Here is a 14336-nt window from a genome sequence, read left to right on the forward strand (position 1 = left end):
TCGAGCGTCAGATGATCGAGAAGCGGCAAGCATCAACGGTCCTGCTGAGGGCCGCTGTGGCATAGGACCGTCTCCACGCTTTGAGGGGATTGACACAACCGGAAGAAGAAGGGCTCGGCCGGCGGGCGGCCCGTCACCTTCAATCCGCAGCGCTACCGGCAACGCAACACCGTCGAACGCTGCTTCCAGAGGATCAAGACCTGGCGTGGCCTGGCGACCCGCTACGACAAGGCCCCGGAAAGCTACGAGGCCGGACTCTACCTCCGAGGCTCGATCATGTGGTTAAGACTCCTCACCTCAACCACATGATCCGAACTCTAAACAGCTCCTAGTTCGCTGGACAATCCCAGATAACGATCGTCTCCCTTCCAGATGAAACTGCGGAAGGGATCGGCACCGACCTACGTCCCTGTTGGAGGCCGCCCGTGTGTACGGCACCGCCGTCACCGTGGAAGTTTCGTCGCCTCTTCTGTCTCTGCCCAGCGGGCGAAGTTGTGTCGGACGGCCAGCGTGTCGGGATGTTCGGCGCGCAGTACACGCTCGCAGATGGGCGGCAGAGCGGCGAGCTGGTCGCGGGCGGCGGCCGCCTCCCCCGCCTCCCCCGTCCGATAGGCAAGGTTGTGCCGGGCGGCTAGGGGGTCGGGGCGTTCGGCGCGCTGGTCGCACAGCTGCCGGGCCAGAGTGCGAGCGGTACGGAAGTCGCCAGCGGCGCCCAGATATCTGGAGATTTCGAGCAGGGCATCAGCGCCGGGAGGCAGGACGGCAAGGGCGTGCGGCAGCAGGCGCCGGTAATCAGGCCAGGCCGCAGGCGCCTGAGGTGTGCCGGGCAGAGCCTGTTCCATGACAGTGCCAGCGGCGGCGAACCAGGCGCGGCGCTGGCCGTCGGTGAGCTGGTTAAGGGTAACGGCCTGGACCAGGCGGTGCATCGAGACCAGCCCATCATGTGGGCGGCTGATCAGGCAGTAGCGGCGCAGCGCGGCCATCTGTCGGCGTACGGGTTCAAGTGCAGGGCCTCGAACAAGTAAACGTGCAGAGATGATCAGCGCATCGGTTGTGGTGTCGAGTTCGTGATCGTGATGCCTGGCGGGGTGACAAGAACATCCCACGCGGTTGATGTGCCAAGCCGCCGCGGGAGGTCGAGCTACTCGGCTGCTCGACTGCTGAGCAGGGAGATCCACTCGGCCAGCTCTTGTGCCAGATCCTCCTGGGCGCCCTGGATGATGTCCCAGGGGTCCTCGGGTGCCGCGAGGCCGAAGTGCCGCCCGAGCCAGGCGAGATATTGGGCTTGCCCGGGAAGTTCGGCGTCATCGGTCTCGAAGACCTCGTCCAGGTCGCAGGCGAGGTCGCCTTTGAGTGATCCCAGGACCTGGAAGAACTCCCGGAGATTACGGGCAACGACGTGGATCCCGCCCTCGTCTCCAAGCAGCACGACCGGCAGGGAAGCCAGATCGGTGCCATCGTCACATTTCCACAAGGCATATATCGAACCGCTGAGGTTGGCCTGGGCGAACCGGAGCAGGCCCTGTTTTAGCCTCGGGTCGTCCAGGAACTCCATCTCTCCGAAATCGTCCATCCACGCCCAGGCCGCGTAGGCCTCGTCGCAGCCGTCTTCGAACTCCTTGAGCAAGTTCAACTCGGGAACGGGAGAGTAGACGTCCGTCACAGAAGCTCCAGTTGATCATGTCTGATAAGCGACACGCTACCGCCACGGGGTGACACCACACGATGGCACACCCACCAGCAACTCTGCCTGGCTGTGCACGCTTAGTCGTACCTGGTTCTGCACTCTAAGGAGTACGCCGACACCATGCTGCTTCTTGGCGCCCTTGCCGGTGCCGAGTTCGGCGAGGGTGTCCACGGCGGGGGCATCGAGCAAGAGCTGGTAGGGGGTGTCCTCGGGCGCGTAGCAGGCCCGCGCCACGTACGCCGGCGACGTGCACGTGGAGCCGGCGAGCGTGGCGCTGCCAGCCGCCAGCAACGCCGACGTCGACCGGCTCAACGCCGCGGCGCGGGCGGTACGCCGCGCCGCCGGCGAGGTCACCGGCCCCGAGGTGCGCTACCGCCAGACCGGCGGCCGCACGCCTGCCCTGGCGGTCGGCGATCACGTGCGGGTGCCACGCGCAGCCAGTCCAGCACGATCTTCCGGCGGGTGACGACGTTCAGGCGCTGCCGCGACGGATCATCGGCACCGAAGACCGCCTCCGCCCGCCCCGGCACAAAGCGCGGGGCCGCCCTCGCCTCCCAAAGCGCCGTCCCCTTCACCCCCTTACCGGCGGCGCGCCACGAACGCCGGTAAGCCCGCCACGTCCACAGCCGCGTCCGGCCACCGTCGCCGCAGCGCCTCGGCCACCCGCCACCCCCACCCCGCCAACCCAGGCAGCACGCCGAACGACTCCGCCACCCGCGCCGCCGCCTCCACCGTCGCCACCAGCTGCACCCGGCTGTCATCACCCGCCGCCCGCCCGTCCACCTGGGACAACCGCTGCAGCCGCAGCAACATGTACGAGAAACACGCCGCCGCCAGCCCGAACCCGAACCGCCGATCGTCCTCCGCCTCCGGCACCCCCACCGCCAGAGCCCGCCGATACGCCGCCCCCATCCCCCAGTCCACCGACAGCCACGCGGGACCCGGAACGTACAGGCAGACCGCGTCATGCAGCGCATGTGTGAACCCGGCGAACTCGAAATCGATCACCCGCGCGTCCGGCGCTCCCGACGCCCGCACCAGGACGTTGTTCGCCTCCGGATCACCGTTGCTCAACGCCAGGAACGGCCCCGGATCCCCCAGCTCCTCCAGCACTGCCGCCAACTCCCGCTCAGCGCCGCCCGCCACCTCCACCCCCAAGGCCGCGATCTGCAGACGCCCCTCCTCCCGGAACCCGGCGAACCTCCCCGCACAGTCCGCCACCCGATCGACCGCCCCCAGAGCCGCCCTGCGCGCGTAATAGGCCTCCGCCCGCCCGGCGGTCACGGCGTTCAGCTCACCGCGCACCCGGGCGAACGCCGCCAGCCGCTCCCCGTGCGCCGCCGCGCCGTCCGCCCGCAGCAGGCCGTCCAACGCCACCCGCGGCGCCAGGTCCTCCAGCACCACCAGCCCCGCCGCCAGATCCGTGGCCACCACCTGCGGAGCCAGCCGCACGTCGAGATCGTCGGACAGGAAGCGTAAGGCGGCCACCTCGCTCCGCAGCCGCCACGACTCCGAACGGTCGGGACCGGGCCCATGGGGCCGCATCCACTTCACGATCATCGAGCCGGGCGGACCGCTCAGCTCCGCCCGCGCGACCGCCCAGGGCTCCAGCCGCCGCCACCCGACGACCGTGGCAGGCGACAGCAGCTTCTCGACCTTGCTGACAAGGCCGTTTTCTGTGGGATCGAGGATGATCATCCACCCGGCGCCTTTACAAAGTAGATTTCTCAGGGAGGGCGACCAGGTGCTGCAGCCGCCGCGCCTCCTGGACCAGCCTGCTCGACCCCTTGCGGGCCGCCACCGCCGCCACGTCCGGCAGCTCGGCCCGTACGCCGGCGATCCTGGCCGCCCTGGCCCCCGCCGCCAGCAGGTCGGCCACGCCCGCGCGGGGCCGTTCGCCCTCCTGCGGCAGCAGCCCGGGCAGCAGCCGCACGACCACCTCCCACACCGCCTCGTGCGCCCCGGCCTGTGTGGCGTCGTCGAGCACCGACACCACCCGGTTGAGCTTGAGGAATCCCTCCGCGACCAGCTTCGTCAGCGTCTCCGCCAGCACCTGTGCCGGCACCCGGCCGCGGGCGGCCAGCGTCAGGAGGGCATCGGTGGCGGCGGCCCGGTCGGTGGCGCTCGCGTGGCCCATGCCGCAGGCGAGCGCGTGCGCCACGGCGCTGCCGAGCGGCCCGTCGGCGTGGGCCAGGCCGACCAGCGCCTGCGTCTGCGAGTCACTGGAGTCGATGCAGATCGACATCATCCAGACCATGTGCGCGGCCACGATCTCCGGGTGCGAGGGCATGGCGAGCGGCCACCACTCGAGCGTGTACGCGTAGCCGGCCTCCGGCCGGTAGAGCGGGCGGAGCTCCTCGGGAAGATCGTCCGGCACGTCCACCACGGAGCGCAGGACGGGCCAGTTCGACAGGTAATAGCCGTTGCGCTCGCTGCGCAGGTGGACCTTCACCCGCGGATCGGCGGCCCCGCCGTCGCGCATCCAGGCGGCGCACGCGCGGCCCGCCTCGGAGGTCAGGCTCTCCGCCCGCCGCACGCACGCGTCAGGGATGTCGCGGGGCAGCCGCAGCAGCGCCTGGACGAGGTCGCCGGGCAGTGCCCGCGCCCCTGCGGCCTCCAGCAGCTCCAGGCGGTCGAGCAGAACCCCGGGATCAACATGACCGCTGCCCGCCGTGGGCGTGGCCAGCAGGACCGGGTAGCCGCGGCCCTCCTCGAACGAGCGCGCGAGCTCGTCGGCCCGGCCGAGGTAGAGCTGCTTGAACCCGCCCAGGGTCGGCGGCTGCCTGATGGCGATCTTGGGCAGCGTATGCCCGCCCTCGGGCGAGGCGAACGCCAGGAAGGCCCGGCGCACGACATGGACGGCGTCGTCGCGGTTGTGGCCGAAGAAGAGCGGATCGAGCGGCTCCAACCAGGGACGCAACGCCTCGCGCAGCGCATCGGGCGCCCGCTGCGACCACTCGACCAGCCCGGCCAGGAGGCGTTCGAACGTGTGCGGGTCCACCTCGCGGGCGCTCACCGCGCGTACGAGCTGGTCCGGCGAGGTGTACGGCGGCGGCAACGCCGGCCCGTGCCCCACAACCGGCAGCGGCGTGACGGTCACCTCCTCGGCGGCGATGCCGCCCCCGTACGCCGCCGAGACCCGCTCCAGCAGCTCCTCGGGCAGCCCGGCCGCCGCCTGCCGCACCGCCTCCCGGCCGGCCTCCCCCGCCTGCGGGGCCAGCTTGACGGCCAGCCGTACGGCGCGCTCCTGCAACGCCAGCGTGTCCTGCGCGAAGATCAGGGACATGGCGGCCAGCACGACGTCCGCGCGGCGGGCGTCACGCAGCACGGCGTCGCCCGCCCACGACAGGGCCGCGCGCAGCAGCTTCTTCTCCGGCCGGAACGCCAGCGCCTCCACCGCCTCGGCGAACAGCTCCTCCTCCAGCCGCCCCGCCTCCTCCAGCCGCCGCAGCTGCGCCAGCGCCAGATCGGCCACCGCCACCGGCCCGGCGGGCAGCAGCCGGGTGTAGTCCCTGGCCCGCTCGGCGGACTCGTCGATGTCGAGGTCGAGCCGATCGTGCAGGACGGCCAGGGCGCTCAGCGCCGTCGGCCCGTCACGCAGCAGCCGCCCCACGATGCCGTCGATGACCCGCTTGCGCTCCAGCCGGCCGTCCTCGACGAGCCGGGCGATCGTCCCCACCTGCTCGGGGAGTGCCTCGCCCAGGCCGTCGACGTCGAAGAGCCGCGGCGCGAACGCGGTGAACAGCGGATCGTCGGCCGGCGTCCCCGAGTGGAGCGCGCGTAACCAGCCCACCATGAACGCGTCGCCGTCGGGCGGCTCGGTCCCGGTCTCGCGCACGAGCGCCGCGGCCACCTCCCAGTAGCGCATGTCGTTGAGGCGCAGGCGGGCGGCGATGCGGCGGGCCACATCCGCCCGCCACTCGGCCGGACGCTGCCGCAGCAGCAGGATGACGCGCTCGTCGTCGCCGCGCTCGGTCCACTGGAACTCGCGTCTGAACAGCCACGCCGTGACGGCCGCCGCACCGCCCAGGCACGCCACGCCCGCCAGCCGCAACGGCCTGAGCTGGTGCCGCCAGGACCACCACTCCTCCGGCCGCAGCCCCGCCAGGTGGCGCGGCAGCTGCGCCGCCACCGCTTTGCGATCGTCGGCGTCCAGCTCGAGGAGCAGACGGAAGACGCCGGCCACGTCACCGCCCTTGGCCAGCTTGACCAGGCGCTCCCACACGCTCATCCGGCCACCTCCGATGCGGGCCGGGAAGAACCGGCGCACGAACACACCTCCGCTGCGTCAACCATGACGGTGACCCTAGCGATCACCCACGACAATCTCGGGCCCCGCGCGTCGACCAGCCCCGAGGCACGTGGACGCGGCCGGCCAAATCGCCCCGCTCATCGCCCCGGGCGGGCGACGTCCCACGTCCGGCACGGCGACAACAACCTGGGCGATGGGCACGGCGCCGCCACCGATGTCGTCCACAGCAGCCCGGGCGGCCGAGGACCCCGATGTCGTCTCCAGCGGCCAGGCCGAGGACGCCGACGTCGTCCGCAGCGGCCCCGGCGGCCGGGGGCGCCGCATCATCGGCGACCCTCGCGGCACAGACCTACCGGGATCGGGACGGCTCACCTGCGACCGCGTGCTCCCGTTCCGGCGTGGGCGCGGGACCCACGGGAGCTCTCATGAACGCCGCGGCGACGGCCGTGGCGGCGAGCAGGACGAGGCCGAGCCCGAACGCGAGCGCCGCAGCCGCGTTCGCGTCCGAGCCGCCGGCCAGGCCGTGCAGGAAGACGCTGCCGAGCAGGGCGACCCCCAGCGTGCCGCCGAACTGCTGGACGGCGTTGAGCAGGCCGGCCGCCGACCCGACCTGATGCGGGTGGAGGCGTGCCAGGGCGGCGGTGAAGAACGGGACGGTGACCATGCCGTTCCCGGCCCCGCACACCGCCAGCGCCACCAGCAGCGGCCACGGGTACGCGCCCGCATAGGCGGCCAGGGCGCCGAGCACCCCGGCGAACAGCACGGCGAGCCCGGCGAACATGACCCGCGACAGGCGGCGGGGCGTCAGCCGCGCGCCCACGATCCCGGAGGAGATCGCCAGCCCGCAGGACCACGGGAGCAGGGTCAACCCGGCGGTCAGGACGTCGCGGCCCAGGCCGAGCTGCACCTGCAGCACGATGACCAGCATCAGCCCGTTGGTCACCGCGAAGAGCAGCGTCGAGGTCGCCAGCGCGGCGGGGAAGACGCGGTCGCCGAACAGGCTCGGCTCGATCAGGGGAGTCCGCCCGCGCCGGGCCCGGCGGCGCTGGTGCAGCGCGAACGCCACCAGGACGAGGACTCCGGCGACGAGCATGGCCGCGCCCCACCCGGGCGGCACGGCGTCGCCGCTCTCGATGAGCGGGTAGACGACCAGCCCGGCGCCCAGCACCGCCAGGGCGGTCCCGGGAAGGTCCAGCCGGGGCGGCCGCACGGCCCTGTCCTCGCGGAGCATGGGCCCGGTGGCGAGCACGGCGACGGCGAGGGGCACGTTGACCAGGAACGCCGCCCGCCACGAGGAGCCGAACAGGTCGGCGTGGGTGAGCGCGGCCCCGAGCATGGGCCCGCAGATCACGGACAGGCCCATGACGGGCCCGATGGTGCTCATCGCCCTGGCCAGTTCGGCGCCGGCGAACATGGAGCGGATCAACCCGATCGTCTGCGGAATGATCAAGGCGGCGGCCGTGCCCTGGAGCGCCCGCGCGCCGATCAGCACTCCCGCGCCGGGCGCCAGCGCGCAGCACAACGACGCCAGCGTGAACCCCGCGATCCCGATCAGGAACACGCGCTTGCGGCCGAGCATGTCCCCCAACCGGCCGCCCAAGATCAGGAACGCCGCGAACGGCAGCGTGTAGGCCGAGCTGAACCACTGGATGGCGGACTCGGAACCGCCGAGCCCGGCGCGGATCACCGGCGCCGCGACCTGCACGATCGTCGAGTCCAGCACGTTCATCGCCTCGGCGGTCAGCAGCGCGCCCAGCACGACCCATCGCCACCGGTAGGCCGCCGTCGGATCCTCCCGAACCGGCATGTCTCAGTCCCCCTCAGTCGTACGGATCACTTCCGCGACCAAGGCTGCGGCCACCGGCATCAGGGATTCCCCAATGCCTGCGATGTTGGGGAGATTTTTCCACGAAGCCACGTCTCGTGCATGATTTGCTCATGCTCGACGATCTGGACCGCGGTTTGATCCATGCCCTGCACATCGACGGGCGGGCGCCGTTCAGCGGCATCGCCCGGGCGCTCGGCGTGTCCACCCAGACCGTGGCCCGCCGCTACCAGCGGCTGCGCGCGAACGCCTCCCTGCGCGTCGTCGGGCTCCCCGACCCGCGCCGGGTGGGACGCAACCAGTGGGTGGTCCGCCTCACCACCAGCCCGGCCGCGACCCGGACCCTCGCCCAGGCCCTGGCCCGGCGGCCCGACACGTCATGGATCAAGCTGCTGTCCGGCGGCACCGAGATCTTCGCCATGGTCCACGTCCCGCACGGCGTGGACGACCCGCCCTCGATGCTGCTGCACGACCTGCCCAGGAAGGCGGGGATCACCTCGGTCTCCGCCCAGTACCTGCTCCATTCCTACCGGGGCGGGCCGACCGCGTGGCAGGGCATCGCCCAGACCCTTGACGAGGGGCAGCAACAGCAACTCAGGCCGGCCCACGCCGCGCCGTCGGGCCGGCCGTCACTGGACCGCACCGACCAGGCCCTGCTCGACGCCCTGCGCCACGACGGCCGCGCCGGCTATGCCGAGCTCGCCAGGAGCACGGGCTGGTCCGAGGCCACGGTGGCGCGGCGTCTGGCCGACCTGCGCGCCCACGGCACGATCTTCTTCGACATCGAGATCGACCCCGTCCCCCTCGGCGTCGCGACCCAGGCGCTGCTCTGGATGGCGATCGCACCGGCGCACCTCGACCAGGTGGCCACCGCCCTGGCGGGCCACGACGAACTCGCGGCCGTCGCCCACACCACCGGCCCCACCAACCTGCTGGCCCACGCGTTGTGCTCGGGCACCGATCACCTGCACCGCTACATCACCCACCGGCTGGGGGCGTTGCCCGAGATCCGCACCATCGAGACCGCCCCCGTCCTGCAGACCGTCAAGCACGCCGGACCGTTCCGGCCCGGCGCTTGACCCTCACGGGCCGTCCGCGCCGATCAGCCTGGCCGCCGCCGCCTTGGCGCGCAGCATCGCCGTACGGTCGTCGTCGACCACCACGCGGGCGTTGGCGCCGTCGATGAGCAGCAGCAGCGCGTCGCCCACCTCTTCCGGCCGCGCCAGGTCCGCCTGGCCGGCCAGCGTGGCGAGCGTCCCGCGCAGCCAGGACTTGTAGGCCGAGATCACCGCCCGCGCCGGATTCGCGGGATCGGGCAGCTCGACCGCCGCGTTGGTGAACGGGCACCCGCGAAAGCCCTCGCGGCCGTGCCCCTCGGCCAGCCAGTCGAAGACCGCCAGCACCGCCTGCCCACCCTGGACGCCGCTGCCGGCCAGGTACGCGGTCAGGGCGGCCTGCCGGGCGGCGCTGCGGCGGGCCAGCACCGCCGCCACGAGGTTCTCCTTGGACCCGAACTGGGCATACAGGGTCGGCTTGGACACCCCTGCCCGCTCCACCAGCGTGTCGACGCCGGTCGCGCGAATGCCCTCGGCGTAGAAGACCTCGGTCGCCACCTCCAGCAACCGCTGCCCACCAGGACTGAGCCGCCGATCCTCCACCCGCTCATACTTACAGGTCAGTAAAGCCCGTGGCAACGCCGCCGGCGCGGACGGCGCGGGCGCCCACCGCCCGCAGGTACTCCAGCAGTTCGGGCGGCTCGTGCACCTCGAACTCGCAGCCGAGCATGAGCAGCCGCGCGGCCAGCCACTCCAGGGTGTCGGCGTGTCCGTGCAGCTCGCAGCTGTGCTCGTCGATGGGCCGGACGTCGCCAGGAGCGGCCCCGAGCCGCCGGCTCACCTCCTCGGCCGGCAGGCGCAGGGTCGTCCGCACCTCGTAGGTGGGGACGAGCGAGTACATCTTGCGGGTGACGAAGGCGGCCGCGTCCGGCTCGGGCGGCTCGCGGAGCGCGACCCGGACGCCGGTCGGCCGGGGGCTGCTGAGCCGGTCGACGCGGAAGATCCGCCAGTCGTCGCGGTCGTTGTCGTACGCGAGCAGATACCAGCGGCGTCCTCCGGCCACCAGGCGGTAGGGCTCGACCAGCCGGCTGGTCCGGCTGTCGTCGTTCGCCTGGTAGTCGAAGCGCAGGCGTTCGCGGTTGGCGGCGGCCCAGGCGAGCACCGCCAGGTTCTGGGGGTCGACGCTCGGCCCGTTCGCCGCCGTCATCGACACCGTGGCGGCCCCGAGCGCGCCGACCCGCTGCCGCAGCCGCGAGGGCAGCACCTGTTCCAGCTTGGCCAGAGCGCGTACGGAGGCCTCCTCCATGCCGTCCACCGGCTGCCCGGCCGCCATGCGCAGGCCCACCGCGATGGCCACCGCCTCCTCGTCGTCCAGCAGCAGAGGCGGCATGGCCTTGCCGGCGATGAGCCGGTAGCCGCCCATCGCGCCCATCGTCGCCTGCACCGGGTAGCCGAGCTCGCGCAGGCGGTCGATGTCGCGGCGGACCGTACGGGGGCTGACCTCCAGCCGCTCGGCCAGCTCGCTGCCGGGCCATTCGCGCGGGGTCTGCAGCAACGACAGCAGCGCCAGCAGCCGTGCGGGGGTGTCGCTCATGACTTCGAGTATGCGCGTCATGTAGGACATGGATCGACCTAGATGGCTCCTACCGTCGGTCACGTCATCGCGACCACAGGAGGACAATCATGGGCACCGAGATCCGCCCCTTCCGCATCGACATCCCCCAGGCCGACCTGGACGACCTGAAGGACCGGCTGGCCCGCACCAGGTGGTCCCGGCAGCTGCCGGGCGAGGGCTGGAGCCGCGGCGTCCCCGCCGGCCACCTCGAGGAGCTGGCCCGCTACTGGCGGGACGGCTACGACTGGCGCCGGCACGAGGCGCGGCTGAACGGGTTTCCGCAGTTCATGACCGAGATCGACGGTCAGGACATCCATTTCCTGCACGTGCGCTCCGCCGAGCCGGACGCCCTGCCGCTCATCCTCACGCACGGCTGGCCGAACTCCTTCGTGGAGTTCGCCGACCTCATCGAGGTTCTCACCGATCCCCGAGCGCACGGCGGCGACCCGGCTCAGGCGTTCCACGTCGTCGTGCCGTCGCTGCCGGGGTTCGGATTCTCCGCGCCACCGCGCGAGACCGGCTGGGACGTCACGCGCGTGGCGCGGATCTGGGCCGAGCTGATGCGCCGCCTCGGGTACGACCGCTACGGCACCCAGGGCGGCGACTACGGCGCGTACGTCGCCCCGGAGGTCGCCATCGCCGACCCGGAACACGTGATCGGCGTCTACGTCATCAGCGGGCTGGGCTTCCCCACCGAGCAAGACGTCCCGGAGATGACCGAGGACGAGCGGGCGGCGTTCGCGCTACTGCAGGAGCAGGACTGGATGAACGGCGTGGACCACCATGGGCTGCTGCGCGCGGCGCCGGCGACCTTCGCCTACGGCTGGCACGACTCCCCGGTCGCGGCGCTGGCCTGGATGACGCACAAGTTCAAGGAGTTCACCGTCGCGGCCAAGACGCCGGAGGAGGTGATCGACCGCGACCTCCTCCTCACGAACGTGAGCCTCTACTGGCTCACGGGGACCTTCGGCACCTCGTCCTGGCCCTACTACGACAGCACGGGGTCCGGCTGGCCGAAGGGGCAGACGGTAGCGCCGACCGGCGTCTACAGCGGGCCGCCCGGAATCCGGCGGCTCGCCGAGCGGCACAACACCATCCTGCACTGGCCGGAGGACAACGTGGCCGGCCACCACTTCGTCGCCATGGAGCAGCCCGGTCGCCTCGCGGCCGACCTGCGCGCGTTCTTCGCCAAGGTCCGCTGACCTTCCGGTGCGGCCGCGTCGGTGACGCGGCCGCACCGGGTCAGAGCAGCTCGACGTATCCCTCGGCGCCGTTGACGCGGATGAGCCGGCCGTCCTCGATGCGCCGGGTGGCGTTCTCCACGCCGACGACCGCGGGCAGGCCGTACTCCCTGGCGACCACGGCGCCGTGGGTCATCACCCCGCCGACCTCCATCACGACGCCCTTGACCGAGACGAACAGCGGCGACCAGCTCGGGTCGGTGTAGACGGTGACGAGGATGTCGCCCTCGTCGACCTCCGCCTCGTCCATGCTCAGCACGACGCGGGCGCGCCCTTCGACGACGCCCGACGACACGGCGATGCCCGCCAGCGCGCCCTCGGGCAGGGCGCCGGTGTCGTACTCGCCGGAGATCACCTCGCCCTCGGAGGTGATGACGCGCGGCGGCGTCAGCTTCCGGTACTCCTCGAACACCTCCCGGCGCTCGTCGACGAGGGCCGGGTCGAGCCGCCCGGTCCGCACGACCTCCCTGAACTCCTCCAGCGACAGGAAGTACACGTCCTGCGGCTCCCTGATCACCCCGCGGGCGACGAGCTCGGCGGCCTCGGCGAGCAGCGCCCGCTTGTACAGCTCGTACCGCTGGAGCAGGGCGTGCTTGGAGTACTCGCGGTAGCCGATGAAGTGGCGGATGAGGCTCATCTGCCGGGCCGCCTTCTTCGCCTTGCGCTCGCCGCCCGGCAGCGCCCTGAGGCGTTCCAGCAGGCCGGCGATGGTGCGCTCGGCCTCGGCGCGGCCCCGTTCGGCCTTGCGGGCGCGCTCGCCGGGCGCGAAGTTCCTGACGTTGCTCAGCAGGAGCGGGACGAGCTGGGTGGGGTCCTCGCTCCACCGGGTCCTGGTGATGTCGATGTCTCCCGAGCAGTGCATCCCGTACGTGCTCAGGTAGCCCTCGAGGGCGCGGCGCGCCTCGGGACCGCCCTCCAGGCCGTCGAGCCCGGTGAGGAGGGTGTCCCGGCCGGCGCGTTCGAGGTGCTCGACCACCGCCGGGTACGGGCGGACGGCGTCCGCGACGTCCAGCAGGTCGAGACCCATGGCGGCCACCACGTTGTGGTCGGCGGACTGGGCGATGGCGTCGGCGGCGTTCTGCACGCCGAGCCAGGCCTTCATGCGCTTGTTGACCCAGTTCACCGCCTGGATGCCGACGAAGGCCGCCGCCACGCTGCGCGGGTCGAACGTGAGCCGGGCCAGCACGTCGTGATCGTCCAGGATGTACGCGAACAGCTCGTCCCCCGACCTGCCCGCGATGCCGCGCCGCAGCTCCTCGACCGTCCGCTCGTTCTCGGCGATCAGCTCGGGCACGGCTTCGGCATCGTCCTTGCCGGACATCTTCAGATATTGGCGGGCCATCGGCAGCAGCCCGCCCTCGCCGAAGTCCAGCATCGAGGTCTTGCCGTGGGCCAGGTCGCGCACGAAGTCCTTCCTGATCAGGACCTGGCGCAGGGCGTTGGCCATGAGGACGTCTACCTGGCCGAGGCTCTTGAGCGTGACCGCGCGGGCCCACGGCGAGGACAGCTCGGGCGAGACGTCCTTGTAGAAGCGGCCGCCGGAGACCGTGCCCGCCGAGCGGCCCAGCCGGTCGTGCAGGAGCGCGAACACCGACAGGCCCAGCGGCTTGAAGGCGTCGGTCATCATCTGCCGGTGGCCGTACGACATGAAGACGTGGTTCTTGCCATCTGAGACCTCGGGCACCGGGTAGAGGGTGGTGATCGGGCGGCTCTGGAGGATCTGGAACTCGCCGCCGGCCAGGCCCCACTCGATGTCCTGCGGGCGGCCGAAGTGGCTCTCGATGCGGCGGCCGAGCCGTTCGAGGCGGAGGATCTGCTCGTCGCTCAGGGTCTGGACGTGCCGGCGCGCGGGCTCGATCTCCCGCTCCTCCGTGCCGCCGTCCGGTGAGGGGCGCAGCTCGACGGCCTGGGTGACGACGTTGCGCGCGATGATCTCGCCCGCGCGCACGCGGTAGTTGTCGGCGTTCGCCACGCCCGACACGAACGCCTCCCCGAGGCCGAACCCGGCGTCGATCGAGACCACCTTCCGGTTGCACGTCACCGGGTCGGCGGTGAACATGATGCCCGCCGCGTCGGGGAAGACCATCTGCTGCACGACCACGGACACGCGCACCGCGCGGTGATCGAAGCCGCTCTTGATCCGGTACGCCACCGCCCGGTCGGTGAACAGCGACGCCCAGCAGCGCCGCACGCTCGCCAGCACCGCCGGGGCGCCCCTGACGTTCAGGTACGTGTCCTGCTGGCCGGCGAACGAGCTGGACGGCAGGTCCTCGGCGGTGGCGCTGGATCGCACCGCGCAGGGCACGTCGCCGAGCTCCCCGAGGCGGCGCAGGATGTCATCCTCGATCTCGGCCGGGACCGGCAGCGTCTCGACGGCCTCCCGGAGGCGGGCGCACTCCTCGGCGATCCGGGCGCGGTCGTCCGCGCGCAGCCCGGAGAGCCCGTCGATCAGCGCGGCGATCGTCGCGTCGGATTCGACGACCGCGCGGTAGGCCTCGGTGGTCACGCAGAAGCCTGGCGGCACCCGCACCCCGTCGACGGCGGACAGCTCGCCGAGGTTGGCCCCCTTGCCGCCGACCAGGGGGAGCAGGGTCTTGTCGATGTCGCGGAAGCCGAGCACGTAGGCACCCATGGCGTGTTCCCGTCTGTCTGTCATGGCCA

At 72.0% G+C, this 14336-nt stretch carries 11 protein-coding genes; 3 read left to right on the plus strand and 8 right to left on the minus strand.

Translation table 11 applies throughout. The features are described from left to right. Positions 1-443: 443 nt before the first annotated feature. Both ACIBI9_RS48550 and ACIBI9_RS48555 read right to left on the minus strand, forming a co-directional pair. Complete coding sequence (locus tag ACIBI9_RS48550; RefSeq protein WP_397233476.1) at positions 444-983, minus strand: hypothetical protein; 540 nt, start codon at positions 981-983, stop codon at positions 444-446. Positions 984-1141: 158 nt separating this feature from the next. Next, complete coding sequence (locus ACIBI9_RS48555; RefSeq protein ID WP_397233477.1) at positions 1142-1663, minus strand: hypothetical protein; 522 nt, start codon at positions 1661-1663, stop codon at positions 1142-1144. Between the two features lie 292 nt (positions 1664-1955). Here ACIBI9_RS48555 and ACIBI9_RS48560 point away from each other — a divergent pair, with 292 nt between their 5' ends. Continuing rightward, positions 1956-2153: a hypothetical protein gene (locus ACIBI9_RS48560; RefSeq protein ID WP_397233479.1), complete on the plus strand. Its 198-nt coding sequence runs from the start codon at positions 1956-1958 to the stop codon at positions 2151-2153. A 113-nt stretch (positions 2154-2266) separates the two neighbouring features. On the opposite strand, the gene ACIBI9_RS48565 is transcribed toward ACIBI9_RS48560, so the two are convergent. The 3 genes from ACIBI9_RS48565 to ACIBI9_RS48575 form a co-directional block, all read right to left on the minus strand. Further along, a complete protein-coding gene (locus tag ACIBI9_RS48565) occupies positions 2267-3385 on the minus strand; it encodes a phosphotransferase (RefSeq protein ID WP_397233481.1) in 1119 nt (372 codons plus the stop codon). Between the two features lie 13 nt (positions 3386-3398). After that, positions 3399-5918: a DUF6493 family protein gene (locus ACIBI9_RS48570; RefSeq protein WP_397233483.1), complete on the minus strand. Its 2520-nt coding sequence runs from the start codon at positions 5916-5918 to the stop codon at positions 3399-3401. 370 nt (positions 5919-6288) lie between these two features. After that, a complete protein-coding gene (locus ACIBI9_RS48575; protein ID WP_397233485.1) occupies positions 6289-7746 on the minus strand; it encodes an MFS transporter in 1458 nt (485 codons plus the stop codon). Positions 7747-7877: 131 nt separating this feature from the next. Between ACIBI9_RS48575 and ACIBI9_RS48580 the strand changes: the two genes are divergently transcribed. Beyond that, positions 7878-8843, plus strand: coding sequence for an Lrp/AsnC family transcriptional regulator (locus tag ACIBI9_RS48580; protein WP_397233487.1), 966 nt, complete (start codon positions 7878-7880; stop codon positions 8841-8843). Positions 8844-8846: 3 nt separating this feature from the next. Here ACIBI9_RS48580 and ACIBI9_RS48585 read toward each other — a convergent pair whose 3' ends face one another. Then, positions 8847-9422 (minus strand): TetR/AcrR family transcriptional regulator, encoded by a 576-nt coding sequence (locus tag ACIBI9_RS48585; protein WP_397233489.1) that lies wholly within the window; start codon positions 9420-9422, stop codon positions 8847-8849. A 10-nt stretch (positions 9423-9432) separates the two neighbouring features. Next, a complete protein-coding gene (locus ACIBI9_RS48590; RefSeq protein ID WP_397233491.1) occupies positions 9433-10413 on the minus strand; it encodes a helix-turn-helix transcriptional regulator in 981 nt (326 codons plus the stop codon). A gap of 89 nt (positions 10414-10502) precedes the next feature. On the opposite strand from ACIBI9_RS48590, the gene ACIBI9_RS48595 reads away from it, so the two are divergent. Beyond that, positions 10503-11636, plus strand: coding sequence for an epoxide hydrolase family protein (locus ACIBI9_RS48595; protein ID WP_397233493.1), 1134 nt, complete (start codon positions 10503-10505; stop codon positions 11634-11636). A 40-nt stretch (positions 11637-11676) separates the two neighbouring features. On the opposite strand, the gene rph is transcribed toward ACIBI9_RS48595, so the two are convergent. After that, positions 11677-14331, minus strand: a complete 2655-nt coding sequence (gene rph / locus ACIBI9_RS48600; protein WP_397233495.1) for a rifamycin-inactivating phosphotransferase — start codon at positions 14329-14331, stop codon at positions 11677-11679. Positions 14332-14336: the final 5 nt, after the last annotated feature.

The organism is Nonomuraea sp. NPDC050451 (genome assembly GCF_044458585.1).

What these genes read in the sequence shown, in the direction of transcription:
- ACIBI9_RS48550 (WP_397233476.1), bottom strand. Translation starts at nt 983, where the DNA reads ATGGCCGCGCTGCGCCGCTACTGCCTGATCAGCCGCCCACATGATGGG.
- ACIBI9_RS48565 (WP_397233481.1), bottom strand. Translation starts at nt 3,385, where the DNA reads ATGATCATCCTCGATCCCACAGAAAACGGCCTTGTCAGCAAGGTCGAG.
- ACIBI9_RS48570 (WP_397233483.1), bottom strand. Translation starts at nt 5,918, where the DNA reads ATGAGCGTGTGGGAGCGCCTGGTCAAGCTGGCCAAGGGCGGTGACGTG.
- ACIBI9_RS48575 (WP_397233485.1), bottom strand. Translation starts at nt 7,746, where the DNA reads ATGCCGGTTCGGGAGGATCCGACGGCGGCCTACCGGTGGCGATGGGTC.
- ACIBI9_RS48580 (WP_397233487.1), top strand. Translation starts at nt 7,878, where the DNA reads ATGCTCGACGATCTGGACCGCGGTTTGATCCATGCCCTGCACATCGAC.
- ACIBI9_RS48590 (WP_397233491.1), bottom strand. Translation starts at nt 10,413, where the DNA reads ATGAGCGACACCCCCGCACGGCTGCTGGCGCTGCTGTCGTTGCTGCAG.
- ACIBI9_RS48595 (WP_397233493.1), top strand. Translation starts at nt 10,503, where the DNA reads ATGGGCACCGAGATCCGCCCCTTCCGCATCGACATCCCCCAGGCCGAC.
- rph (WP_397233495.1), bottom strand. Translation starts at nt 14,331, where the DNA reads ATGACAGACAGACGGGAACACGCCATGGGTGCCTACGTGCTCGGCTTC.